The organism is Methanolacinia petrolearia DSM 11571, assembly GCF_000147875.1.
GTDB lineage: Archaea > Halobacteriota > Methanomicrobia > Methanomicrobiales > Methanomicrobiaceae > Methanolacinia > Methanolacinia petrolearia.
Genome location: NC_014507.1, coordinates 2,604,623 through 2,630,542, shown reverse-complemented (window position 1 = coordinate 2,630,542; position 25,920 = coordinate 2,604,623). Strand labels below are relative to the sequence as shown.

The following is a 25,920-nucleotide window of genomic DNA, read 5'->3' as shown; positions in this document are numbered from 1 at the left end:
GCGCCATTTATAATACTATAAGGGTTATACTGTCATTTTAGAGGGGTGTAAATAAGTGCTCAAATATATTCTGGTTTCTATTGCAGTGATATTGTGTCTGCCGGGATTGTGCAGTGCCGGTGTATACGGACCCACGGTTATACTTTCAAACAGCGAGGTTGTTCCGTCGGTCCTTATGCCGGGCGATATCGGGATGGTCACGGTTACTCTTACCAATACGGCATCTTCGTCGACAACAACCACAAGCGATTCCATAGTCACGACGATGAAAGAGATAAATCCTACTATCACGGGAGTCTTCCTGGACGGGGGGAAAGAAATAAAGGTCCTTGGAGGCAATTCCGAATTTTCCGGTGACCTTGGCCCGCAACAGTCCGTTAAGATCTCATTTGCGATAGAGGCCCCTGAAAAGAGGGGGATCTACTATGCGATACTGAGGGTCAGCGTGAAGGGTTCGGAAAACCTCCAGTATCCCATTCCCGTAAATGTCGATATGCCGGTATCTTCGCTCAGGAAACCGGTACTGATTGTCGGGCAGTCCGGAGATACCTCACTTCAGCCCGGAGACAGTGCAAATGTCACAGTCAGCCTCTATAACAGCGGGGAGAGCACTGCAGAGGATATTTTCATAAGAGTGGCCGAGGACGATCCATCGCTTGCCGTGATAAATTCGCAGTCGTTTCATATCCCGGATCTCTCGTCGGGGGAGTCAGAATCATTTATTATCTCATTTATCTCTGATACCGGAATGGAACCCGGAGTTCATGAGATACCTCTTGAGATCACATACAATGTAGTCGACGGGAGTTCGGCTGATCAGAACGATGCGATTGCCTTTGATGTAAACGGGAAGGCTGAACTGAGCATTGCCTCATTAAAAACCGATCCCGTACGGATTACGGGTGGTCAGGAAGTCGATCTCACGATAAGGATGGAGAATACCGGAACAGGGGATGCAAAATCGACTGTTGCGAAGATAGACCTGCCTTTTGAAGGAAACAAAGAGGCATATATCGGTAAAATAAAGCCTGGAAACGATGCACCGGCAGTTTTTACCCTTGATGCAGGTTCTCCGGGAGAATATGATTACTCGCTCACGATCTCGTACGAGGACGATACGGGCGTTCATGAATCCGTCTATCCTCTTACTCTCTCGATAAGGAGAAATAATGACGAAACCGGCCTGATAGTCGGCATTATCATCCTGATCGCCGCAGCAGCAGGCGGCTATTACTACTTTGTCTACAGAAAAAGAGAAGAAGATAAGGTTTGATCGGCGATGTTTGAGGATCTGAGGGTTTCCGCATTCCTTGCTGCGAGGGCAACCCAGAGAGGGGGCAGGGGCCGTATTTTCATGAATATAGTCATTATTGCCCTTGTCCTGACGAATATGATCTTCATGCCGTCGATTATATCGGGGGCGATCGAGGTATTCAACCAGCAGAATGTGGACTACATTACATCGGATATAATCATAGAACCGAGAGAAGACGATCGCTACATAAGTGATCTCGACGATCTTCTTGCAGTTCTCAATCGCGTCCCCGGCGTGGTGCGGGCCTCCCCGAGGTACGAGATGCCTTCGTCGATTGAATTCGAGGAGGAATCGATAACTCTCGGGATAACTGCCTTTGATCCGCGGGATGAAGTCGAGGTTACGAAATTCCAGGATGCTATGCTAGAGGGGGATTTCCTTGGAAGCGGGAGCATGGACGAGATCATAATCGGGCGTCTAGTCTCGGGAAACAAGGATAAAACTAAGGATTACTATCCTTCTCTTGGGGGTGCGGAGGTAGGTGATACGATAACGGTCAGGTACAGCAACGGAGTCGTCCGTGATTATCGTGTAAAAGGCATATTCAATACGAAGTCGTGGACAGCCGACTACATGGCAATTGTAACCTGGGACGAGATGAACTCTGTACTTGGATATGATAATGATGTAGCCGACGAGATCCTCATAAAAACATCCAAAAACACAGACGTTTCGGATGTCAAGAAGAACATACTTGAGTTCGGTGTCGGCGAAAGCGTCAAGACGTGGGAAGAGGCGCTTCCCAGCGCAGTAACCGACTCGGTTGAATCATTCAATATAATAAACCAGATTACCGTCTTTGGCAGCCTGGTAATTGCAATCGTCCTGATCTTTATCATGACCACGATAAAGGCGTTCAACAACCGAAAACAGATAGGCATCCTGAAGGCTATCGGGATTAAAAAAAGCGTTATCATCAATTCCTATGTGCTGCAGGTTGTATTCGTGTGCCTTATTGGCTCTGTACTTGGATTTATGATACTTGAGGCGATGGTCCTCTACTTCACGGCGTATCCGATGGAATTTCCCGACGGGAACGTTACTCCTGTGGTTGATACCGGGATGCTCATCGAAAATACTCTGCTGCTGTTTGTCTCGTCCGCGATTGCGGGATTCATTCCTGCATGGAGGATTACGCGGGAGAATATTCTTGATGCGATGAGAGGTAACTGAGATGATAACTGCAGCAGGGGTCAGGAAGGTGTATAAGATGGGTCTGGTAGAGGTCCATGCCCTGAGGGGAATCTATGTCGATATCGAAAAGGGGGAGTTCGTGGGGATAATGGGGTCCTCGGGTTCGGGAAAGTCCACTCTTCTTCATATGCTCGGGCTTCTTGACAGGCCGACTGAAGGCAGGATAGCCATAAATGGCAGGAATGTTCTGGAGATGAGCGACGAAGAGAAGGGAAGATTCAGGCTGTCAAGATTCGGGTTCATATTTCAGGATTATGCACTCGTTCCGGAGCTGACGGCGCTTGAAAATGTCATACTGCCTGCAATGGCCGCCGGGCGGTTGCATGAAGAGTGCATAGCAACCGGTGAGTCATATCTCGGAAGGGTCGGCCTTGGTGAGAGGGGAGGTCATCTGCCTTCCGAACTTTCAGGCGGCGAGCAGCAGAGGGTCGCTATTGCAAGGGCGCTCGTTAACAATCCATCTATTCTCTTTGCAGACGAGCCGTGTGCAAATCTCGACAGCGCCAATTCGAGAACCGTCCTCGATCTCTTCAGGGAGATAAACGAGACCCTGGACCAGACTGTCGTCATGGTTTCGCATGAGGAGTGGCACAGGGAGTATTTTGACAGGATTATCAGACTGAAGGACGGCCTTGTGGCGGAAGAGATCAGGTTGAAGGGGTGAAGGTTTTTTTCATTTGAATTACAATTTAGGGCAACCCTTGCGCAAGTTCGCTCCGCATCCTCTCCGCGAACACGCCCTGGCCTCAGGGCTTTGCGCTATTGCGATAACCCGGCCTGGACGCTACCCGTCCGGGTAGCCTCGGCCGGGGAGGATCTCTATACCTAACCAATGATTTAGCTTAATTGATTCGTGGAAATTAAGATCACGTTATAAAAAAGAAAAGTCCTGAATTCAGAGTATCGCATTCAGGACTATGTCAAGAGAACCGCCGAAGTTGGACGAGAGAAGGATAAGTCCAAGTGAAACAACGATTACAACCGCGAAGACTGCCGGATTCCACGCAAAGACTTTTTTCCCGTCGAGAACGCTTATCGGGAGCATATTGAAGAATGCAATCATCGAGTTTACCGAAAGGCCAACCATTCCCGTAAGGAAGAGAATCAAAGGCAGGATTCCTCCGGTGTTTGGATATCCCATTGCTGCTCCCGCCACTATCATCAGGAAGAACGGGATGCATAATACAAGATTTACCGCCGGTCCGGCGATCGATATGACCCCAGACTCTTCACGTGTCATCATACGACCGTCCCTTGAATAGATCATCGTCGCACCCGGTGCTGCAAAGACGACTCCGACAAGTGCGGCAAGCGCTATTGCTACCAGAAGCATCTGCGTGTCCTTCCTGAACTCAGCCCAGTACCCGTATTTGATAGCCATGAATTTATGAGCGAGTTCATGAAGTAGAAATCCAAGTCCTACTGTAAATAGGGAGATTACGAAGAACAACGCGAATCCTTCAGGGGTGACTCCGCCCCTGATAAAGATAAATGTAAAGGCGAGCGCGATTGCGAGCCAGCCGATCAGGAGATCTTTTCTTTCATGTTCAGTTATTGCTGATATCAGACCTGATTTCATATGATGTTTAAATTTATGTTATTATTGCCGTTTTATTCTTCCTGTGTTGCTATACAGGTGCATGCTTATCTTTTAATGAGAAGAAATTCTATGTAATGAATCTTGAAGAGTCGAGATCGGCAATTGAGGGGATTGACAGGGATATTGTCGCTTTGATCGCAAAAAGGCAGGAATATTCAGCCTTTATTGCGGCCGAGAAGAAGAAGTCGGGATCTTCCGTGAGGGATGAAGTCCAGAGAAGAAAGGTTCTGGACAGGGCGGCCGTTCTTGCATCAGAGTCTGATCTCGATGAGGAGAGTATCGTAAAAATATTTGATATGCTTGTGGAAATGAACGAAAAAGCCCAGAAAAATTATATTTGATTATTCTTTTTTTATCATAGTCCCGATACCCTCGCGTGTGAAGAGCTCGAGCAGGAGGTTGTGATTTTTGTTTCCGTTTATGATGTGGGCATATGAAACCCCGTTTTCAAGACATTTTATGCATGCATCAAGTTTGGGGATCATACCTCCGACTATGATTCCCTCGTTTATCAGGCTTTTTGCCTCACTGATCGTGAGCCTGTGATATGTCCTGGTTCGTCCTGCGTTCATGATGCCGTCGATATCCGACATATTGATGAACTTATAGGCCTTCAGTGCGATTGCGATCTCGCCTGCGGCGGTGTCGGCGTTGACATTCAGGCTGTGCCCCTTTCTGTCCATTCCTATCGGGGCGATTACAGGGATGTAGCCTTTATTGATGAGTCCTTCAAGAAGTTCCGGATTGATCTCCTCTATATCGCCGACATGGCCGAGATCGATCTCCTGCTCCTCGTCATCGACGACAACTTTTTTCGGGCTGATCTTCTTTGCGATGATCATATTGCCGTCGTTGCCGGAGAGGCCCACTCCCTGTGCACCGAACCTGGCGATAAGCGAGACTATGCCGTCGTTGATCTTTCCTACAAGAACCATCTGGGCGATCTCGAGCGTTTCCAGATCGGTAATCCTAAGGCCGCCGACAAACTTGGGTTCTTTTCCCATCGCCTTCATCTTGGATGTGATCTCGGGCCCTCCGCCGTGGACTATTACCACCTTCATCCCTACATAATGCAGGAGGACTAGGTCCTGTATCACAGTGTCGAGAGTATCGGAATCGATCATGGCATGGCCCCCGAGCTTTACGACAACAGTCTTACCGTGGAACTGCTGTATATAAGGCAGGGCCTCCATCAGAACATCAACGCGTTTCATGTCGTGTACTTCCCGTTAATTTCAACATATTTTTCAGTAAGATCGCAGCCCCATGCAGTCGCATTATAGTTTCCTGTACCGAGATCAAATTCTATTCTCAGTTTTTTCCCTTTCATTAACTCTTTTGCTGCGGCGAGAGCGGCAGGGTTGATCTTATCGTCAGCCTTGATCACTCCTTTTTCTTCAAGTATTACAGTCTTTTCGCCGTCTCCGATCGATATCGATGTATTCATCGGGTCGAAATCCGGGCCTGCCCTTCCGGCAGCCGCGATAATCCTTCCCCAGTTGGGATCTTCACCGTATATCGCGGTCTTTACAAGCGGAGATCCTACGATCGTCTTTGCAACCGTGGCGGCATCCTCTTCGGATTTCGCGCCTGTCACCGAGACTTCGACAAACTTCGTTGCACCCTCCCCGTCCTCTGCAATCTTTTTTGCAAGGGATATACAGACCTCTTCGAGTGCCGAGCAGAATTCATCGTAGTCCTGGGTTCCCTTAAGTCCGGTCGCTGTCAGGAAGACGCAGTCGTTTGTGGATGTGTCTCCGTCTACGACTACCCTGTTGAAGCTCCTTTCTGTCGCGATCAGAAGCGCCTTTTTCAGGTCGGTTGATGAGATCGCGGCGTCTGTGTATATGAACGCAAGCATGGTTCCCATATTCGGGGCGATCATCCCGCTTCCCTTTGTAATGCCTGCAACAGTGAACCCCTCCCTTCTCGCGATGGCACGCTTTGGGTACAGGTCTGTCGTCATGATGGCACCCGCAGCATCGTCGCCGGCTTTTTCATCGGATGCCAGTGTGTCCTTGATCCTCCTGCACTGATCTTCGATTATGTCTATATGGAGATAGCGGCCTATTACGCCGGTGCTCGCCACACCAATAAATTCCGGTTTTGTCCCTAGTGCCTCTGCCGCTATAGCTGCCATCCTTTCAGCATCCCTATAGCCCTGCTCACCGGTGAAGACGTTTGCGTTTCCTGAATTGACGATTATCCCGTCAAGCCGCCCTGCCTCCATCGTCTTCTGCATCAGCCTCACGGGCTCTGCTATGACAAGATTCTTTGTAAAGACCGCTGCTGCATTACCTGAAGCCTTTATGAGCGCAAGGCCGAATTTGCCTTCCTTTATTCCTGCGGCTTCGACGCCTTCAACTTCGCATATGCTCTTCATTTTTATTTAGTCCTCAGTCCCTTCGGGGAATGCTGTCCCTATACCCCTCACTATATCCTGCCTGGTGACTATGCCGACAAGCCTGTCGCTTTTTACCACGGGAAGCCTTGCGATCCCTTCGGACAGCATGAGCTTTGCCGCCTCCTCGATCTCGGCATTTTCGTCGATGTATATTACATCCGTGCTCATGATATCGGAGATCGGACTTTCGCTTATATCTGTTAATGCCTTTCTTGTCTTTTCCCAGTTTACGAACTCCCTGATCGGGATCTCGATTATCTCGAGGGGCGAAGGAAGCCAGAGATCGTCGCTGAGCTCTCCTACATCGAGCAAAGAGAGAAGATCTGTCTCAGTCACGATACCTGCAAGGCGTTCTCCATCCATTACTGGTATTCCGCCTATTCTTCTTTTCCTGAGTATCGATGCGGCTTCGCTTACTTTTGCATCCGCCTGAACGGTAACAGGGTCCGGTGTCATTACATCTTTTACAAGCATTTTCAGTCTCTTTTGTCGTTTTTGTAATTATAATTAAGGGAAGATCGGAGCTGAAAGGAGCCCGTCAGTCTCTTTGTACCCGCACATTATATTCATGTTCTGTATTGCCTGCCCGCTTGCGCCTTTAACCAGGTTGTCGATAGCAGAAACGGCTACAACTCTTGTACTCTCATTTTCAGCCTCCACGGCTATATCGCAGAAGTTGCTTCCCCGGACCGAAGCGAGTACCGGGTCCTGCATTCTTACGAAAAATTCCTTTTCATAGAATTTTTCGTAGGTTTCCGAGACCTCTTCCGTTGTCATCGGTTCGTCAAGAAGGATATGCGCGGTTGTGAGGATTCCCCTGTTTACAGGAAGGAGGTGGGGCGTAAAATGACATACGGCCTTTGATCCGAGCCCTTTGATCTCCTGCTTCATCTCTGCAAGATGCCTGTGCCCTGTCCACTTGTATGCCTTAAGGCTGTCCGCGACATTCGAGTACTGGTTGGTCGCGGAAGGATTGGCGCCCGCGCCTGACACTCCTGTCTTTGAGTCGAATATTATCGTGTTAGCCTTTTCTGCAAGAGGTGCAGCCGCAAGGGTCGCTCCTGTCGGGAAGCATCCGGGATTTGCCACAAATCCGGCTTTTCTGATCTCCTCCCTGTGGATCTCCGGCAGACCGTATGGAGCCTCGAAATATGCCTTATGCTCCACTCCATAAGTCTTCTCGTAGATCTCTTTGCTTAGCCTGTAGTCGGCGCTGAGATCAACGGTTTTAATTCCCTTCTCCTTCAGTTCACCGGCATAATTCATTGCAACCGTGTGAGGCACCGCAAGGAACACAAAATCCGCTTCAATATCCCCAATCCCCGGATTGGAAAATTTGAGTTCACATAACCCCTTGAGGTTGGGATGCATCTTCCAGATCGACTGCCCGTCTTCCTTTCTGGAGGTGGCTGCCACAACATCGGCATCGCTATGGGTTAAAAGGAGCCTGATCAGGTCCCCTCCGGTATAACCGGATGCTCCGATTATTGCAATATCCATAAAAAGATATTTGCCGCTCCCGCATTAATCCTTCTTGCCGAATCTCTGGTATAGCCTGTTGGCCATAGTCTCAATCGCCTCCCTGTTTTCAAGGGTCAGCATAAGATCTTCGGACAGGCCTGAAACGCCGAACTCCGCCCCGAGCCATGCACCGCAGATGAAACCGAGAGTGTCGGTATTACCGCCTGCCTGGGCTGCATAATACAGAAGATCGTCTCCCTCTCCATATTTAAGTATAAAATAAACGGCCATCGGGATCGTCTGGTATACGGAGACGTCGTTTCCAATCCTGACAATTGCCGCTTCTATCGGCGTCTCGTCTTTTGCATACCTGACTGCATCACTGATCTTCATCCCGAGGGTTTCATCTTCGAGAAAAGCGGCTTTGTGGGCCTTTTTTAACGGATTGCTTTCGTTGTCGATGATCGAACGAATGAGGGTTGCAAGCCATACTGCTCCTGCAATTGCGCCCCTGTTCGTATGTGTAACTGAACAGGCTTTCGCCAGTTCATCATACAGCTTTTCATAATCGCTATAGGCAAGGGCGAACGGGACTGCAAGCGGTACGCATCCCGATGTCGTCGAATTGCAGCCCGCATCTTTTTCATCCCCCTTCATCATATGCCTGCATGCAGAGATTATGGTCGCATCGGGAAACCTCAGTTTCTTATTGATATGCATCTCTTTCAGTTTAAGGGCATAATTTTCAGGGGTAAAATTCCCGCTTACAAGCAGTTCTGAGGCTAAAAGAGCGATCTGGGTATCGTCGGTATAACATCCGGCTTTCAGTCCCGAGTTCGGGTGCATCTTGTTGGGCCTGGCAAACTCCCTCTTTAGGACCCTGAATGACGGAGGGGATGTTTCATAAGGCATTCCAAGTGCATCCCCTATTGCAGCGCCCAGAAAAACTCCCCTGTATATATTATGCATCAGTTACAATATGGCGGACGCCAGGTATTTAAAGCTTTGATAAAGTCTGCCTCCTTTAACAAAATTAATAAATTGACAGCCTAATCAATAAGTTAGTCATTTTACTCAGAATAGTGGTTTAGGTATGATTAAGATTTTACTGGTGGACGAGGAGCCTGAGATTCTATCCATCGCAGAGATCTATCTGGCAAAATTCGGTGATTATGATATCAGGACGTCGACTTCTGCAAAAGAAGCACTGAAACTCTTGGAAGAAGAAGAGTTTGATGCAATTATCTCCGATTACGAGATGCCTGAGATGGATGGTCTCGAATTTTTAAGTGCTATCAGGGATAGAAACTCTTTGATTCCTTTTGTCCTTTTTTCAGGAAAGGCCCGGGAAGAAATAATTATTGAAGCCTTCAGAAATGGTGCGGACGGGTTTGTCCAGAAAGGCCAGAACCCTGCAGCAAACTATGCAGAACTTTCTCATCAGGTCAGGGTTTCTGTCTCCAGGCGTAAGGCCGAGATTGAGCTTAGAACAAAGGAATATGCAATAGAGCATTCGATAAACGGAGTTTCAATCATAGAATACGAAACCGGCAAAATTACATATGCAAATGAATCCGCACTGAGGATGCTCGGGTATTCGCGTGATGATCTCTCGTCCATGTCAATAATGAACTTTCTGGCCGGAAGCGATAACAAGGATTTGAAAAAGAAGATCCTTGATACGGTTGCCGAAAAGGATTATTATATCGGGCGGGTACGCGTAAAAAGGAAAGACGGGGCGGATATGGATCTGTCTGTTTCAGTTACGACTCTTCCGCCGGACGATCTTGTAAAGAAAAAACTGGTATTTGTATCGTTCATAGATATAACGGATATTATAAAGTCCGAAGAGGAATTCCTGGAATTCATTCTTGAGACCTCAAGGAGGATCAAAGAGCCGGTATCCCTTGTTGGACAGTCTCTAGAGTCTCTTGTGAATGATATCGTGAGCGGTACCGATCCTGAAACTATGAAACTCAGGCTGCTTGTCCTTATAAAAAATATAAGACAGATCGTATGCAACGTCAACGAACTGAATAAGGCCGTTGCCGGTGATGACGGAAAAGTGTCAGAGGATAACCTGGATTTTTTATTTAAAATATAATGGCTTCTATAGATGAGATTCTGGCCGGCGGAGACGCCGGATTAGTCGTGCTTGCAGAGACTTCGGCCGAGGTGTTCCAGGACTGTACTCCGGATCTTGTCAGGAAACTAACAGAGAAAGAATATAATGTGGTCATAATTACCATAAACAACCCTTCGACTATTCTGAAGAAGTCATATATAAAATCGGGAATTGATGTCGAGAAGGTCTTTTTTATCGACTCGATTACCAAATATGCTCTCGGCGGACTCCCTGAAGATAAGGACGAGAGCATGTATTTCATAAATCAGCCTGGAAGTCTTACGGATATCGGGATTGAACTGAACAAATCTTTTGCCAGGCTGGGCGGCCAGAAGGTCTGTGTAATTATAGATTCGATAAATACGATGTTAATCTACACCCCTTCGCAGACACTGATAAAATTCATCCATTTCCTGTCCAATAAACTGAGACTTCTTCATTATCTTGGTGTATACATCTGTATAAACGGCAGTATAGATCCTTTGCTGACAAATCAGCTGAAAAGCCTGTCTGACGAATTTATAAAACTTTAAAAAAAGGATTTGGATCAGTCTTCAAATTTCTGTTTTCTCTCTTTCCTGAATGCCACTTCGAAACATTCCGAAGCTTCGGCGTATTTACCAAGGTTGGTGAGGCAGATGCCTTTCTTATATACTGCTGCGGAATCGTCCGGTTTTATCTCGAGTACTTTGTTCAGAGCCTCTATTGCGGAATCGTGCTTGCCGAGCTGTTCAAGAGCGACAGCCTTTCCATACCATGCACTTGGATCTTCGGAGCCGTATTCGAGAGCTTTTTCGAATGATTTCCCAGCATCGTTATATTTGCCCAGGCTTATCAGGAGCATGCCCCTGGCACTCCAAAGGCCGTGGTTTTTGCTGTCTATCCTGAGAGCTTCTTCGTAAAGTTCCAGGGCTTCTTCAAATTGACCCATTCTTTCGCTGGCGTGGGCCTTGAGAAGTATAGCCCCGGTAAGATTCGGAACTTTTTCAAGAACACGGTTTGCAAATTTTATTGCTTTCTCGTATCCGCCCATGTGAACCTGGGCGACTGCACACTGGTAGTAGCTTTCAGGGTCGGTTTCAGATCCTTCAAGAGCTATTCCGAACTGCTGGAGGCCTTCCTTGTATCTGCCCGATTCGATAAGCGATTCGGCAAACATCATCCTGCATAATCTGTTTGAATCATCAAGTTCGAGAACCTTTTGGAATGTCTCTGATGCCTGTTCGTATCTTCCAAGCCTGTAGAGGACATCTCCTCTTATCTTAAGTGCAGGTATGTTTTCAGGTTCGAATTCGGCAATGTTATCGGTGGCCTCGATTACGTCTTCATACCTGCTCATATACCTGAGGAGATTCGTTAGTCTGAGCCATGTGTCAATATCCTCTTTGTTCTCCTCAAGCACAGCAGCATAATTCCCTGCGGCCAGGTCGAAGTCGCCTGTTTTTTCACATACTTCAGCCAGGGCCTTTCTGGCTTCGTTATCGCTGCTTTCTTTGGCTTTCTCAAAGTATTCTTCAAATGCCTCTTTTGCTGCGGAGTATTTTTTTGCCCCTGCCAGTGCAAAGGCTCTTCCCCGCCTTACAGCAGGATTCTCGGGGTCATTGCCCCTGAGGGCATCGAATATGTCGGCAGATTGTTTATATTCACCGATCTCAAGGAGAAGCATCGCCTGATCAAACAGGATTCCCTTGTCCTCGGGCCGGAACGCTGCAGCCTTTTCAAATGATTTGGCAGCTTTTACATATTCTCCGATCTTTCCAAGCGATCTGCCGAATTCTCTCCATCCTCCTGCATCTTCCCTGTTGGCTCTTACAAAGTGCTCGAAGGCCGCCGCCGCCTCCTCGTGTCTTCCCAAAATCTCCAACTCGTGGCCAAGGATGAGGGCAAGGCCTGACTGTTCCGGGTGCGCCCCGATTATTTCCTCATATTCACGGGCAGACCCCTCTATATCACCAATATTCGCGAGTATTCTCGCCTTCTGGGTCTTCAGGCCAATCTCTTCAAGTCCTGCCGATTCAAGCTCGGCAATCGCAGATAATGCTTCTTCAAGCCTTCCGGTCGTCTCAAGGATAGAGATGTAGCATTTCCAGGCAACCAGGTTGATCTTTCCTGAATTGATAATCGGTTCCAGGCATGCGGCTGCTTCTTCAGGAAGAGACATCGCATAAAGAATCTCTGCTTTTTTCAGCAGGGATTTCTGGTCGCCCGGGGATATCGCGAGGATCTGATCGAGGCTCTGCAGCGCCTCTTCCGCCATACCCATGCCTGCGAGGAGTTCAGCTCTCATCTCCCAGACTAATATATTGGTCTCATCCTCGTTCAGTATTGCATCAAAACATTCGAGCGCCTTTTCATATTCCCCTGTATTCAGGTGGGCAATTCCTTTCTTTTCAAGAGCTCCCTGGTCGTTAGGAAAGGCCTCAAGAACCTTCCTGAGCGCTTCTGCCACTCTCTGGCTCTCACCTGTGCGAATCAGGCATTCCGAGATATTCCTCCAGACGGCAATATTCTCCGGATGTGTTTCGAGGATCTTTGAATAGCAATCGTATGCATCATGGAACCGTCCAAGGTGCATATATGCATCACCTTTCATCTGGAGGAGATTTGTTTTCTTTATGCTTGCTTTCGTTCCTTTTTGTGTTTCCGCTGTATCTTTGTCAAAAAGACTGAGGTCTACATTGTTGTTTATCCAGCTGACTCCCGTTCCGCCTGTTTGTTCGGTTACATGTTCATAACAGTTCAGCGCTTCTGTATACCTGCCGAGGCCGGAGAGGCAGATCCCCCTGTGGTACCATGTCTCGGAATGGGCGGGAGCTGCCTTGAGGACATTGTCGTAGCATGCTACAGCACGTTCATACTCGCCGAGCAGTTCGAGTGCGACGCCCATCATTTGCCATGCTTTTATGTCATCAGGTGTCTTTTTGAGTATCATCTCAATTGTGTGGGCACATTCACCATATGCACCTGTCCAGAAAAGATCTGTCGCCCTCCTGAAGGCAGCGATTAGATCGTTGGGGTTGTTTGTGTTTATCTCCCTGAATGCTTCGGCTGCTTCTGAATATCTGCCAACTTTTTCCAGGAGATACGCTCTGTTGTACAGTGCAGGGATGCAGGAGGGGTCATGCTTCAATGCAGTTTCGTATATTTCAAGCGCTTCTTCATTTTTCCCGATGATTTCGAGTATCTCGCCCGTATATACCATTGAGCGTGTATTTGCCTGATCGGCGCTTATGACTCCTGAGAATGCTTCAAGTGCTCTCCCCCAGTCCGAGCCTCTCATACATAATATGCCGAATCTTTCCTTTATGCGGATATTTGCAGGTTCAATTTCCAGCAGTTTAAGGCATGTTTCTGCAGCCTGTTCGTAATTTCCCTGCAGCTCGAGCAGATCCACTTTTTTATTTAAAATATCTTTTATTGAAGGATCTGCTTTCAGTATTGCATCAAAGCATTGAAGAGCCCCCTGGTAATCGCCGGATTCATAGAGAGAATTTCCAAGTGCCTGCCAGGCAAGGATGTTTTCCGGGGAAGCCGCTACTGCACGTTTGAGGTATCTTTCTGCATCCTGGTATTTTGAAAGATACATCAGTGACCTTCCCATAAGATAGCAGATCCCGCTGTTCTCGGGATCTATCTCTATTGCCTTTTCAAATTCTTTTACCGCCTCGTGATATTTCCCCTGTTCGAAATGGGTTGTCGCCTTGTCGATCCAAGGATTCGGATTATCACTTTGTCCTTTTAATTTATCCAAGAATGCCATGCTCTTTTGAAAACTCCTGCTGCATTATAAATTAAATATTATATGTGTCATCCGGTTATCATAATATTGGTGCTGTTTTATTTATCGTTTCTTTATCATTTAAATTAGATCTCAATCGTAATTTAATTTTAATAATGATAATGGGCAAAGAATCCCTGGTAAATTCAAAATTTATAGGAGAAAAGACCTTTAATTGTGCAATGTTGGATGGATAATACGCAGATATGTCGGAGTTAGCGGGGTCTGCGTAAATTTCATGCTGCGGTTTGGAATTCCGGAACGGCAATCTGGGGAGATTTAGGTTCCTTATGAAGATGGGGTTTTGGGGGATTGATCATAGGGGTGTATAAACTACCTAAAAATAACCGTTACCGTAATGGTATAATCCATATCTCCTTACCGTCCATCCACATGCACAAATACTTATGCTGCAGTATTTTATTTATAATTATTCAGATGGCAAATATATTCTATATATCTGTTTTCTAATTGATTAATCCAATTTGCCGGGCAGATGTGTGTGCAGTATATTTGGTATCAGGACAACATCATATGTGATTTCTAAATAAAGAATGATAATTAAAATGATAGAAAAGGGGGTATTTTTGTCGACACCAGAAAAATTACGGAGATCCTGAAGAATAATCCTCAGGGAATGTCCTTAAGGGAGATCTCGGAAGCAATAAGTATGAACCGGGTGACCGTTGCAAGACATCTTGATGTCTTGATGGCTTCCGGAAGAGTTGAAATGGTTCCGTTCGGACAGGCCAAGGTATTTTATCTCTCGCAAAGAGTGCCTGTAGCTTCGCTTATTAATTGTCTTTCGGATGTCATCCTGGTCGTTGATGACAGGATGAAGATACGTCAGTTCAATACGGCATTTCTTAAACTCTTCGGAGAGACGGCTGAAGATTATTACGGTCTGCCGGTCCATGATGTTTTTCTTTCGGATGACAACGGAAACCACTCTTTCGAATCGCTGGATATGGCTCTGAGGGGTAAATATATGACTGAGGATATTGCCATTAACCGTGGAGATGAAAAAATTTGTCTTAAAGTGGATATGTATCCGTGCATCTTCGAGAACGGAGAACGTTCGGTGTCTCTGGTGATGACCGATGTATCCTTTCGGAAAAAGAGTGAAGAATTTTTAAGGATAAATACCGAAATGATACGGAAAATGTCAGCTGAATTTTCATCTGACGAGATCCTTATTCTGGGTGCAGAGACGGCAAAAAATGTTCTGAATGCTGATGCGGCTGCTATATTCCTTAATAATGACGCAGACACGTTTTCAAATCACTACTGTACAGGAAATGGTGAGAGGTTTGGAAGCGATTTTAATGAGATATGGGGGAGAAATGAATTTAATAATCAGATTCTCAATGGTAATCCAGTATATTATTCATATGCCGGGACTGAAGCCTGTGGTGAAACTAGGGGTGCGCCCGGTTTATCCGGTCCGGGTTCTTTTTTGTCATATCCCCTTCTCAGGAAAGGGATTGTAGCAGGTTTTATTGCGGTATTCTCAAAAAAACCCGATATTCCGGAAATTGAGAGGAATGAGCTCGAGCTGATCTCCTGCCAGATCTCATATGCATTAAGTAAAGAGACGTTCGGGAAGTATTGTGAAAAGGAATTATAATTGTTTAATAGTGCACCTGCCCGCGGTGTCTGTGTCATAAACACAAAGAAAAGCTTTCATCCTGAAAGCAAATACCGGAAAATGATATATGGAAGACAACAGAAACCTGAACGAGATCCTTGAATCTATAGATGAAATCAGGCATCTCTCGGAGTTGATAGAATACAGGTCAAAAGATATGAAAGGAGCAACAGCTGATGAGATCCTGAATAAAGTGATTCACCCTACTCTTGACGATCTTGAATTGTACCTGAGGTATTATGGAAAACCCGGGATCTCAGAGGGAGAACTGAAAGATCTTGTACATGCCTGGATTGAAGCACAGATGATTGTTTAAATTTCATTCTGATCTGCTTTTTTAAGTTTAATCGTGATAACCGTACCTGACTCCGGTTTACCTTCGATTCTGTCCGATACGCCGATGTATCCGCCGTATTTATTCATGATGTACCAGCACACGGAAAGTCCGAGACCCCTGCCCCTCCTTCCGTCTCCGCCCGGCTGGAATCTTTTGAAAAGCCTCTCCTTTTTCAAATCAGATATGCCCGGGCCGTTATCCTCAACAGAAATATATGCATATTCTTTGTCTTCATCCGTCCTGATAGATATTTGAACATTTTCTCCTCCGTAAACCGATGAATTTTCGAGAATAATGGAAAAAACATCTGTAAGGAGCGGTCCCCCCATTATCCTGAGTTCAGGCACTGTGGAATCTACATTTAGATCTGCAAATTCGGACACTGCGGATTCGATCACTTTATTGAGACCCGTTGGTACAGCTTTGAAACTGCTGCTGTGAATATCCCGTATCCTTGCAACATTGTTAATTATGTTGCTGCTGTGCCTGATGCTTGTCATCATCTTATCGTAATAGATCTCGTCGTCTTCGGGAATTCCTTCCTTGATCAGTTCTCCATATCCGAGCGAGGCGGCATTTGCATTGTTTATATCATGAATGAGTATATCGAGGTACATATTCGCCTTTTCGTTTGCATCTGAAAGATCCCTGTTCAGTGCTGCAATCTCTTTCTGGTAGGATCTGATCTCCGTTATTTCGCTTATTGTAAGAACGGCGAAATCACCCGGTATCTTTGATGCATTGACGATTGCGTGATATTCCTTCCCGTCTTCTCTGTTAAATGCTATCTCAAAATCATGTACAGAAGAATCCTCATCTATTTTTTCAATAAATCCGTCTTCGTGTTTTGTTGTACATGCCTCCTCTATTTTTTTCAGGTTGTCCAGAATGGTCCAGTTCTCCATCAGTTTCAGGAGCTTTTTATTTTTGTCAACCAGTTCTCCTGTCTTTGCATTGTAAAGTCCGATGCCACTCTCGGAATAGTTGAATATGCTGCTGAATTTTTTCCTGTCCTGCCTGATTTTTTCCGAGATCAGGGATACGGTGACTGAAAGGCTGATATAAACATAGAACTGCATCGTTGAGGATACGATCTCGGACATACCCGGAATCAGGTAATTGATGATTATCAGGTATATCATTGCAATAAACGTGGATATTATTACGCCGCGTTTTTGAAGGAAGAATGAGCATAAAATAATCGGGAAATAGAATATATGGGAGACAACCACCAGTGTCTCTTCAAAGAGCATCTGGTATGTTATCTCCATTATAAGAAAAAGCACTAATACTACAATTAATGAGAAATACAGGTTGAATGTGCTCTTATTATCAGTGTCCCAATTAAAAATTGTGCTCACTTAAAGAAATAGTTCTGTATATTAAATAAGATCTTTGTTATTGCCTACTCTCCTTCAGCTGATTCATATATTTTATGAGGTAAGGTATTCCGTCTGTGGATGGATGGATCTCGAGATATTCTGAAAAATCAGGGGTTTCAGCAGATTTAGAGATATTGTATGCCATTTGCGCAAGAGCGGGTCCGGACCCGGGGGAACCGAGGTACATCCCGTTAATATTATCCTTTCCTGCTTCTGTTGATATCATCGTTCTTCCTGTATGACTCTTGTGCACATACCAGAAGGAACCCGGACCTGCAGGTGCCGGAATGCTGATCTCGGTTCTGTTTTCGTTATCCGTTTCAAAGAATGAATGTTCATAGCGGAGTTTTATTGACCGGGGTATGCATGCGGGAATACTCCGCACCTTTTTACCGAGTATATTGTCTGCAGCGATTATACCTTCAAGTCTTGCAACAGGAGTCAGGAATGGTGGGCCTGTAACATCTCCTGCGGCATACACCCCGGGAATGTCTGTTTCCATTCTTTCATTGACGGTTATCTCTCCCATGCTACCTTTTTTGATGCCTGAGATCATTCCGCTGTTCGGTGAAAGTCCTGTTGCAATAAGGATCATATCCGCTTCTGTATGCAGTTTAACCCCTTTCTGAATTATATCGGCCCCTGTAACGTTTTCTTCTCCGGTAATCCGTTTCAGGGCGGAGTTTTCCCTGATATTTACTGATTCAAGCTCCTTTTTTGCGGCTTTTACAAGATGTCCAGGTTTTCCTCTCAAAAACGAGCTTCTGGATATTATCTCTGTCTCTACCCCCAGTGAGGAGAATATGTAGCCGTATTCTGCCGCTACGACTCCTCCTCCAATAATTGCAAGCTTTTCGGGCAGAATGCCATGTTCAGTTATCGTATGAGGATTGTATACCCCGGGAAGACCTATTCCCTCAACCCGTGGGATTGCAGGGATTGAACCTGTCGCAATGATCAGGCTGTCAGGCTTCGTTTTCTCCCCGTCGAGGGTATACTCCTTTCCGTTAACAGAAACCTCGCCGGTGACTACATCAACACCGCAATCACGGGTCTCTTTATCCAGCACTTTTGCAATTTTCTCCTGCGTCTTCTTCATTCCTTTTAACGCAAGGGAGTAGTCGGTCGCGGGGACGGTATCAAAAACACCAAGTTCCTTTAAATTTCTGCAGTCTTCAAGAGATCGTGCGATATCATTGAGTGCACAGATAACCATGCATCCTTTATGGAGGCACTGCCCCCCCAGCTCTTTTCTTTTATCGATAAGAACTACTTCTCTACCACCGAGGGCAAGATGGATCGATGCCAGCCTCCCTGCGGGCCCTCCTCCTATTACGGTTATCATTTAAAAACAGTTCAGAGTAATTCTACGCCGTCGTCGACGGGTTCTTTCAGTATGTTTCCTGAGAATGTTTCAATCTCTATCACTTTGCTGCCCCTGATCTGGATCACCGGAAGATACACAAGCTCCATCTTTATATCAAGATTTTCTTCACCGGGTGATACTTCAATATCTTCATAGGATATCGTATCACCTTCAGTCTTGCTGACACGGACATTTCTCGTCAGTTTCTCCTTCATGGACTGAATTATCTCATATTCCATAGCCTTTTTATCTTTTTCAGGCTTCAGGATCTTTGAACCCACCGGAACGCTTCTGTTTTTGATTTCAATAGCACTAGGATCAGGAATTTCCAGTGATGCAACTGTTCCGGTTATCGCGTTTACCAGGCCGGATTCTTTTGCGTTAAAATCGATAACATGCGATTTAAACTGTTTTTCTCCCGATCCTGTAAATTGATAAAGGTAATGCGGAATGTATATTCTCCGGATTTCGCCATTGATTCCTGCAATCTGCCTTGCCCGCTCTTCTGTAATTGAAGACGGTATCAGAGGAAGCTCGGGACCGTAGTCATCCAGTGTGGGGCGGGAAGTCACCTGCTCGGGTCCGCCGTTGAATCTTTCTTCTTTCTTCAGCTCAAGTGCAAGAGACTGGTCAAGGATGTAAGCAACTGCGGCCTGTCCTGAGAATTTTGAGAGATCCTGATGCCCCCAGACAATACAATTATCTGCTCTGGCATGGCTGTTCATCGTGAAAAGGAGCTTGCGGCATGCGACTTTTTCATCATCCAGCCTGAATGTGAAATTTTTCTTGTTGAATTCGTCAATCTTCCCGGAATCATCCGAGCACAGGACAACAACGCATTCATCGTCATAATACGCGCTCAGATCAATCAGTCCATCACCCTCTTCCACATCATATGATGCGGATTCAAGAATGTTTCTAACAATTTCTACTGCCCTGTTATGAATCATTCAATGATCCTATTACTCATAAGAACGAATTATGTTTTCCATTGACTTTGTTTTCAGGTCAGTATGAATTTCACTTTTTAGCCCTGTATACATTTCACAGGACGTTTTTTATCCAGGTGATATGAAACGAATTTCCAGTAATTTGTGAAGAATGATATAAATCCGTTTGATTCGGAGAATAATGCCGAAGGATCGTTTCCGGGTGAACTCATTATAACCATCACTTTCCTGGAATCAATGATATATATCCCTGCCATCTCGTACTGGGTCTCAAGGCATTCACACAATTTATCCTCGATAATCCGGATGATAGTTCCTTTCGGTACTTCATCAGGCCATTGATCCGTGATAATCTCGATCTGAATCTTTTGTTCCAGCCTGAAAAGGGTTTCTTCCAGCTGTTTTTTGATAAAATCCCGGTCTGCGACTATTTGTATTTTTGATTTTGCATCGCTTATTGATAATTTAAGCTTGTTTATTATATTCTCATGGCCTGACAGAGTCCAGATTAATTCTTGTCTCTCCTTTTCAGGAGTCATCTTGCTTATATAGATCCTTTGAAGTTCGGAACTGGCGTATTCGGCGTTAAGTTCAATATCTTCTTTCAGTTTTATGATTCCCTCTTCCGGAGGTACTGCTTCAAATCTCTTTGGTATGCTGTTGGATACTATTACAAGTCCTTTATGGCTGAGTTTATCGAGGACAGGATATACCGATGCTCTTGGCACGCCGGAGATCTCGTGTATCTCGGTTGCACTTGCACCTTCGAACTGAAGAAGGCCGATGTAAACCAGGGCCTCATATTTTGTCAGTCCCAGTGATTTTAAGGCCTCTATCAACTGTCCTGATTTTTCTTTGCCTGGGTTCATTGAAATATATATATATGTTCAAAGGCAATTAATGTTGTCATGAAAATAACAACAGTTAGATCTAATGGGAGGTTTTCTCATGAAAATTAAATATATGGCTTTAATTTTGATTATTGCGGCATTATTTATTGCTGCTCCTGCATCTGCCGGAACCAAATACCTAAGCGGTGATCCGATAATTACAGTCGCGATCTCCGGCACAAACGAATTCTCACCGGGAGATGAGGTGACGATTCCTATCGTGATCCAGAATTCCGGACTGAAAGAGATGAAGATAACATCTTCGGATATTGTAGATCGCGACGATAATCCCGATACGGCGAAGATGGTCACCGTTGATCTGCTGAAAAACGACGCTCCGGTTACTGTAAAATCAGATCCCCAGATGATTGGGGATATTGCGGCAGGATCCAGTACAACCGTCAATTTTATTGTTAAGATTGATAAAAATGCACCGGCCGGCGAGTATGATCTGCTCGCGGATATCAGTTACCAGTACCTGAATTATGCAGAGCAGTTCGGGACCGACAGTATCAGATATTACTATAAAACCGTTGAACTTGATCAGGAACTTCCTATTACTATAAAACCGATGGTTGTTCTTGAGGTTTCGAATGTTACAACCGATTCTCTCAACGTAGGGACCGAGGGTTATATCACAATGAATGTGAAAAATGTCGGATCAGAGAGCGGTAAGAATGCAGTTATAAAACTTGAGACTGTTGACGGTTCACCTGTAATTCCGACAGATGCAAGTGTTTATGAAAGTGTATTCGAGCCCGGCGAAGAGAAAACGGTCGTCTTTAAGGCATCCGTATCTGATGACGGTGAAGCCAAGAACTATCCTGTTCAGGTGGTTGTCGAATATACAGACTATGAAGGTGAAACAGTATCCTCCGATGCCGTTACGGTTGGTGTCGATGTAGGAGGTAAGGTAGACTTTGAAGTGGTATCCGAGCCTTCTGTTCTCTCTCCCGGAGAAAAGGGCAAGATTACGATTCAGTATGAAAATTCCGGAGCTACTACGGTTTATAATGCACAGGCACGTATAAGTGCGGTCGATCCGTTTACAAGCAACGACGATACGGCATATCTTGGCGATATTGCACCCGGAGAGGTTGTAACGGCAATATATGAAGTCACGGTCGATGACGAGGCTACACTGAAAACCTATGCAATCGATACGGAGATCAGATACCGCGATGCGCTTGATAACAGCCAGATCTCTGATTCGATGAAGGCCCAGGTTGTTATTGAGAAGAGATCCGGTATGGATATTCTTACCAACCCAATTGTCCTTACACTGGTAGTATTCATCATTGTAGGCATAGGGTATTTTGTATGGTCAAGAAAAAAGAAGAATAATGAATAAATTCTGGGAGGGCTGCCTTCCGGCACCGGCCATAAGAACAATAAATGATATGCAGCCCGTTCTTGCTGTTCCCGGCGCATATCCCAACAATAATCTCTATTTTATGTACAGGGACCTCTCGAAAAGCGATAGCGATAAAAAATGGCTTTCTGCGCATTTGTTAAGGTTTGACTTAACGAGGATTCCGCCGGGAACCATTTCCGGAGAATTTGCCAAGACAAAGGGCCATTATCATCCTGAAGCGCCGGACGGGAGAGGATACCCTGAGCTGTACCAGGTTATTCATGGAAGTGCTCATTATCTCTTGCAGAAGGAAGATCTCTCGGATATTGTGGCAATAGAGGCTGGTGAGGGTGACGTAGTCCTGATTCCTCCGGGGTATGGTCATGTTACGATAAATCCGTCTTCCGAAGAGCTGTTGATGTCGAATATAGTATCCGATGCATTTTCAAGTATCTACGGGCATTATGAGGAAAAACAGGGAGCAACATATTATGAATTCGAGAAGGAAGGCTGGAGGGCGAATCCGTCCTACGGTGATATCAATAAAATACGGGTCGTAAAACCCAAAGACCTGAATTGCATTGGAATTCCGGCGAAAACATCGATCTACGATCTTGTTGGGGACGATGAAAAACTTGCATTCCTCAACAAACCCTCTCTGCTTGATGATTTTGATATAACTCCCTGAATGAAAAATCGAAATATTTTTTGAATTTTAAAACTTCAAAAGATTCGGCGGCCCGTTTCTCTTATGTGCCGTGTTCTTAACTTTTTCAAGTATATCTTCCTCTGTCTTTCCCGCCGCCCTCCAGCCGTTTTCCTCAAGAGATCTCAGTGCTGCATCGATCTCTTCATATGAAAATCCGATCTCGTCCTCGTCCGTCTGCCCAGTGTAAAGTCCTGCGGACGGCTCCTTATTTAGTATTGTTTCAGGAACTCCTGCCTCTTTAGCCAGTCTGCGGACATCCGTTTTATACAGGTGAAGAAGAGGCTGGATATCGGCTGCTTCATCCCCGTGTTTCGTGCAGTAGCCGAGGATATATTCGGTCTTGTTTGAAGTTCCGCATACAAGGCCGTCGTTCAGGTTTGCATAATAATAAAGGAGCGTCATCCTTATCCTCACCATAAGATTTCCCTTAAGGTATTTCGTTTCGGTATACCCGGAGATTGTTTCAAATGAGCGGAGTATGGAGGATATAGGAACTATTGCCAGGTTTATTCCAAATTTATTGCACAAATCCTCCACATCTTCTTTATCTTTCTCAGGAGTAACATCGGAGGGAAGGAAATACCCGTACACGTTCTCACCTCCTATCGCCTTTGATGAAAGAACTCCCGCGAGAGCTGAATCGATTCCTCCCGAAATACCGATGACAATCCTCTTTCTCCCTGATGACCAGAAGGTATGCCTGATCATCTGCTCGATCTTTTCGCATTCACAGCCTTCGCATAATATTTCCATATTTTTCACCAGATAGTAGTTTTATGAGTTTTTTCAGTGCATGAAAATCCCCAAATGCGATAACAGAGTCCCCGTTTTCAAGATTTGTCTCAGGAGGAGGTCTGATAAGCGTGTGGTTTGGCCCTTCGATCCCGATGATCTTCGCCCCGGTCATCCTTTCGCATTCTCCAACAGACATCGAAATATCTTCGGTTATATGCTTCATTACGACCTTCATGTTTTTCGGGAGGTCGAGAAGAATCGATACGATATCCTGGAGAACTGTTGCAGCGATTATCTGCCCTCCCAATGTTGGCAGAAGGGCGACGTAATCGGCCCCGGCACGATAGAGCTTCTCGACGGATGAGGATTTATTCGCTCTTGAGAGTATGTGAAGCCCGGGGTTCAGGTTTCTTGCAATCAGCGTCGTGAATATGTTGACATCGTCGTCGTCCGCTGCCGTTATGCATGCTTCCGCCTTGTCTATATGTGCGGCCTTTAGAACCGACTCTTCCTGTGCATCCCCCTTAATCCCGGTAATTTCATCGATATTGGGATCAATTACAAGCGGCTGGACACCGGCCTTTTCAAGTTCGCTCTCAACGACCCGTCCGAGATCGCCGTAACCCGATATGACTGCGAGTTTTTCCTCCCTGACTGCACATTTGAGTTCATTTTCAAATAGCTTTGTTATCGAGTCGGTGCGTCCGAGCAGAAAGATCGTCGTCGAACGGTCGATCGAGACATTTTCGCCTTTTTCAAAGTAGAAATGTCCTTTCTTCATTATGAAGATCGGTTCGACCCCGTAATTTTCATAAAGGTTCAGTTCGTCGAGAGTCCTGCCGATGATCCCGCATCCCTCCGAGACGGTGATATATACGAATTTAAGGGAATTTTCACTGACTTCGGCTCGTCGTATCCTGTTTCCCTTTGTGGCTTCGTATATGATGTCTACTTCCGGCGTCAGCGAAGCATGCCTTGCAAGAATTCTTCCGGTTACATCCTTTGGAGAGATTATATGATCGGCACCCGCGTAGAGGAGATACCTTCCGTATAACAGCCTGTCGACGACGGCGGTGATCTCTGCAGTGGTCCTGTCGCGGATCCCGAGAATAATCTTTGATGATATATACTCCTGTTCGCAAATGATTATTTTGGCTGCAGTTGCGATATCCGCCCCGGTCCAGGTCTCGTTTTCATCATACGATCCGCTGATGACATATATTTCCTTTTTAAATTTTGAAAAATCGTTCATCGCAGCAAATGCCTTATTTTCATCCTCTTCGACCAGGACCACCCTGAGGCTTGATACAAGAAGGCTTTCGATCAATGATTTTACAAGTTCATCATAACCGGTGATTATGACATGGCCGCTGATCTTTTCAGAAACCGCTGCGGGAGGCTGCGGCCTGAAAACCTCCTGGATTAACGGTGCCATTGCTGCAGGAATGATCATTAAAACGGTGAATACACCTGTTGACATAATTATTATAATTATTATAATAGTCAGCGGATTTTCCGTAGGGAAGAACGTAAGCAGGTCATAGCCGACCGTCGTCATTGTCTGCATTACGAAGAGAACCGATTCCGGAAGGGTCAGTTTTGTTCCCTCGAGATAAGGTATGGCATAATAGAGCAGAATCGAATAGAAGATAACCTGGAATATCAGCAGTTCAATGTAAAAATTGAGCCTGTCCCGGAATAAGAGATGATTAAGACGCCTGATAATCCGGTTTCTTTTCATCTCTTCATCTCCATGACAATCCTGCACGCCTGGCACTCCCCAAACACGGGTTCCCCGCATTCCGGGCAGATCGATGGCTCTGTCTTATTATCTCCCTCGTTTCCTTTTAATCCTTCTCCGAGATTCACGAGAGCATATTTTGCAGCCGGGTGCCTGTAGTTGTATATATTAAGGATCTCCCTGACATCGGCCCGGAGGGCCTTTTTTGAATATGGACACCCCGCTTCAATGAAGCCTTCAACGTTGAGCAATGCATATAGTGCGACCTCTCTCTCCGGGAGATGGATGAAAGGCCTTATTCTCGGAATGAATCCTTCTCTCGGCACCTGTCTGCGGACGAGGGTTTCGGCATCGCCCCTGAGCGCATTCATCAGGACCGACTGCGCCTCGTCGTCCAGGTTGAAACCGAGCGCGATCTTCGTTGCTCCAAGTTCTCTTGCGGTTTTGTTGAGAAGATGCCTCCTTAAAACCCCGCATCGGGAGCAGGATATCCTGTCGCCCTGCTTCGCTACGATCTCGTCAAGGGTGAACCCATATGCATCTTTGAATGAGACCGAATGGAATGAAACCCCGTATCTTTCGGCGATCTTTTCGACAGGTTTCATATCCCTGTAACCGCAGATCCCTTCATCGATCGAGATGGCGAATATGGTGATGTCTCTTCGTTCGCCGAATGTTTTGGCGAGGAAGTGCAGTAGGGCGCTTGAGTCCTTTCCTCCGCTCATCGCCACGGCTATCCTGTCTCCCTGGGAGATCCAGCGATATTTTCGTATCGCCTTCTTCGCCCGGCCTTCGAAGTCCGCTGTAAAATGACTCTCGCAGAGGTGCATTCCCGAGTAGTCCTGGAACAGTACGGCGTCACTGCCGCACTTTGAACACTTCATATCCCTGTCCTGTATTAATGCAATCAGTTTTTATCATCTTCTACAAA

24 protein-coding genes are annotated in these 25,920 nt (G+C 45.9%); 10 read left to right on the top strand and 14 right to left on the bottom strand.

Annotated features, from left to right (window positions below; genetic code table 11):
• Positions 1-55: 55 nt before the first annotated feature.
• From MPET_RS13195 to MPET_RS13185, 3 genes are read left to right on the top strand one after another with little or no spacing between them, the layout of a single operon-like run.
• A complete protein-coding gene (locus MPET_RS13195; RefSeq protein ID WP_013330531.1) occupies positions 56-1,273 on the top strand; it encodes a COG1361 S-layer family protein in 1,218 nt (405 codons plus the stop codon).
• A gap of 6 nt (positions 1,274-1,279) precedes the next feature.
• Complete coding sequence (locus MPET_RS13190) at positions 1,280-2,488, top strand: ABC transporter permease (protein WP_013330530.1); 1,209 nt, start codon at positions 1,280-1,282, stop codon at positions 2,486-2,488.
• A gap of 1 nt (position 2,489) precedes the next feature.
• Positions 2,490-3,173: an ABC transporter ATP-binding protein gene (locus MPET_RS13185; protein ID WP_013330529.1), complete on the top strand. Its 684-nt coding sequence runs from the start codon at positions 2,490-2,492 to the stop codon at positions 3,171-3,173.
• A gap of 231 nt (positions 3,174-3,404) precedes the next feature.
• On the opposite strand, the gene MPET_RS13180 is transcribed toward MPET_RS13185, so the two are convergent.
• Positions 3,405-4,088, bottom strand: coding sequence for a peptidase M50 (locus MPET_RS13180; protein ID WP_013330528.1), 684 nt, complete (start codon positions 4,086-4,088; stop codon positions 3,405-3,407).
• Between the two features lie 95 nt (positions 4,089-4,183).
• On the opposite strand from MPET_RS13180, the gene MPET_RS13175 reads away from it, so the two are divergent.
• Complete coding sequence (locus tag MPET_RS13175; protein WP_013330527.1) at positions 4,184-4,450, top strand: chorismate mutase; 267 nt, start codon at positions 4,184-4,186, stop codon at positions 4,448-4,450.
• On the opposite strand, the gene argB is transcribed toward MPET_RS13175, so the two are convergent.
• Genes argB through MPET_RS13150 form a run of 5 tightly spaced genes read right to left on the bottom strand, consistent with a single transcriptional unit; the run spans position 4,451 to position 8,943 of the window.
• The gene (gene argB / locus MPET_RS13170; RefSeq protein WP_013330526.1) at positions 4,451-5,323 is read right to left on the bottom strand and encodes an acetylglutamate kinase; all 873 of its coding nucleotides are present in this window, start codon (positions 5,321-5,323) and stop codon (positions 4,451-4,453) included.
• Positions 5,320-6,492, bottom strand: coding sequence for a bifunctional ornithine acetyltransferase/N-acetylglutamate synthase (gene argJ / locus MPET_RS13165; RefSeq protein WP_013330525.1), 1,173 nt, complete (start codon positions 6,490-6,492; stop codon positions 5,320-5,322). Before argJ ends, argB begins: the two co-directional genes overlap by 4 nt.
• 6 nt (positions 6,493-6,498) lie before the next feature.
• Positions 6,499-6,987 carry a CBS domain-containing protein gene (locus MPET_RS13160; RefSeq protein WP_013330524.1) on the bottom strand — a complete coding sequence of 163 codons (489 nt, stop codon included), beginning with the start codon at positions 6,985-6,987 and terminating at the stop codon, positions 6,499-6,501.
• Positions 6,988-7,020: 33 nt separating this feature from the next.
• On the bottom strand, positions 7,021-8,013 hold the full coding sequence (gene argC, locus MPET_RS13155) for an N-acetyl-gamma-glutamyl-phosphate reductase (protein WP_013330523.1): 993 nt from the start codon (positions 8,011-8,013) through the stop codon (positions 7,021-7,023).
• A gap of 24 nt (positions 8,014-8,037) precedes the next feature.
• Positions 8,038-8,943: an ADP-ribosylglycohydrolase family protein gene (locus MPET_RS13150; RefSeq protein ID WP_013330522.1), complete on the bottom strand. Its 906-nt coding sequence runs from the start codon at positions 8,941-8,943 to the stop codon at positions 8,038-8,040.
• Between the two features lie 124 nt (positions 8,944-9,067).
• On the opposite strand from MPET_RS13150, the gene MPET_RS14695 reads away from it, so the two are divergent.
• On the top strand, positions 9,068-10,078 hold the full coding sequence (locus tag MPET_RS14695) for a response regulator (protein WP_013330521.1): 1,011 nt from the start codon (positions 9,068-9,070) through the stop codon (positions 10,076-10,078).
• On the top strand, positions 10,078-10,632 hold the full coding sequence (locus MPET_RS13140; RefSeq protein ID WP_013330520.1) for a DUF7504 family protein: 555 nt from the start codon (positions 10,078-10,080) through the stop codon (positions 10,630-10,632). Before MPET_RS14695 ends, MPET_RS13140 begins: the two co-directional genes overlap by 1 nt.
• A 14-nt stretch (positions 10,633-10,646) precedes the next feature.
• Here MPET_RS13140 and MPET_RS13135 read toward each other — a convergent pair whose 3' ends face one another.
• Positions 10,647-13,859, bottom strand: coding sequence for a tetratricopeptide repeat protein (locus MPET_RS13135; RefSeq protein WP_013330519.1), 3,213 nt, complete (start codon positions 13,857-13,859; stop codon positions 10,647-10,649).
• 655 nt (positions 13,860-14,514) lie between these two features.
• Here MPET_RS13135 and MPET_RS13130 point away from each other — a divergent pair.
• Complete coding sequence (locus MPET_RS13130; protein ID WP_013330518.1) at positions 14,515-15,504, top strand: PAS domain-containing protein; 990 nt, start codon at positions 14,515-14,517, stop codon at positions 15,502-15,504.
• An 88-nt stretch (positions 15,505-15,592) separates the two neighbouring features.
• Positions 15,593-15,841, top strand: a complete 249-nt coding sequence (locus tag MPET_RS13125) for a hypothetical protein (protein ID WP_013330517.1) — start codon at positions 15,593-15,595, stop codon at positions 15,839-15,841.
• Here MPET_RS13125 and MPET_RS13120 read toward each other — a convergent pair.
• The 4 genes from MPET_RS13120 to MPET_RS13105 form a co-directional block, all read right to left on the bottom strand.
• Positions 15,838-17,223 (bottom strand): sensor histidine kinase, encoded by a 1,386-nt coding sequence (locus MPET_RS13120; RefSeq protein WP_013330516.1) that lies wholly within the window; start codon positions 17,221-17,223, stop codon positions 15,838-15,840. The two genes, MPET_RS13125 and MPET_RS13120, sit on opposite strands and share 4 nt — an antisense overlap.
• Before the next feature lie 37 nt (positions 17,224-17,260).
• Positions 17,261-18,589 (bottom strand): FAD-dependent oxidoreductase, encoded by a 1,329-nt coding sequence (locus tag MPET_RS13115; RefSeq protein WP_013330515.1) that lies wholly within the window; start codon positions 18,587-18,589, stop codon positions 17,261-17,263.
• Between the two features lie 11 nt (positions 18,590-18,600).
• A complete protein-coding gene (locus MPET_RS13110; RefSeq protein ID WP_013330514.1) occupies positions 18,601-19,560 on the bottom strand; it encodes a hypothetical protein in 960 nt (319 codons plus the stop codon).
• A 77-nt stretch (positions 19,561-19,637) separates the two neighbouring features.
• Entirely contained in the window at positions 19,638-20,429 is a 792-nt protein-coding gene (locus tag MPET_RS13105; protein ID WP_013330513.1) for a TrmB family transcriptional regulator, read from the bottom strand.
• Between the two features lie 79 nt (positions 20,430-20,508).
• Here MPET_RS13105 and MPET_RS13100 point away from each other — a divergent pair, with 79 nt between their 5' ends.
• Both MPET_RS13100 and MPET_RS13095 read left to right on the top strand, forming a co-directional pair.
• Positions 20,509-21,801 (top strand): COG1361 S-layer family protein, encoded by a 1,293-nt coding sequence (locus tag MPET_RS13100; protein WP_013330512.1) that lies wholly within the window; start codon positions 20,509-20,511, stop codon positions 21,799-21,801.
• Positions 21,794-22,492, top strand: a complete 699-nt coding sequence (locus MPET_RS13095; RefSeq protein WP_013330511.1) for a glucose-6-phosphate isomerase family protein — start codon at positions 21,794-21,796, stop codon at positions 22,490-22,492. The genes MPET_RS13100 and MPET_RS13095 overlap by 8 nt, the downstream gene beginning before the upstream one ends.
• A 27-nt stretch (positions 22,493-22,519) precedes the next feature.
• On the opposite strand, the gene MPET_RS13090 is transcribed toward MPET_RS13095, so the two are convergent.
• From MPET_RS13090 to MPET_RS13080, 3 genes are read right to left on the bottom strand one after another with little or no spacing between them, the layout of a single operon-like run.
• On the bottom strand, positions 22,520-23,266 hold the full coding sequence (locus tag MPET_RS13090; RefSeq protein ID WP_013330510.1) for an NAD+ synthase: 747 nt from the start codon (positions 23,264-23,266) through the stop codon (positions 22,520-22,522).
• On the bottom strand, positions 23,241-24,989 hold the full coding sequence (locus tag MPET_RS13085; protein WP_013330509.1) for a potassium channel family protein: 1,749 nt from the start codon (positions 24,987-24,989) through the stop codon (positions 23,241-23,243). Before MPET_RS13085 ends, MPET_RS13090 begins: the two co-directional genes overlap by 26 nt.
• Positions 24,986-25,873, bottom strand: coding sequence for an ATP-binding protein (locus MPET_RS13080; protein ID WP_013330508.1), 888 nt, complete (start codon positions 25,871-25,873; stop codon positions 24,986-24,988). Before MPET_RS13080 ends, MPET_RS13085 begins: the two co-directional genes overlap by 4 nt.
• Between the last annotated feature and the right edge of the window lie 47 nt (positions 25,874-25,920).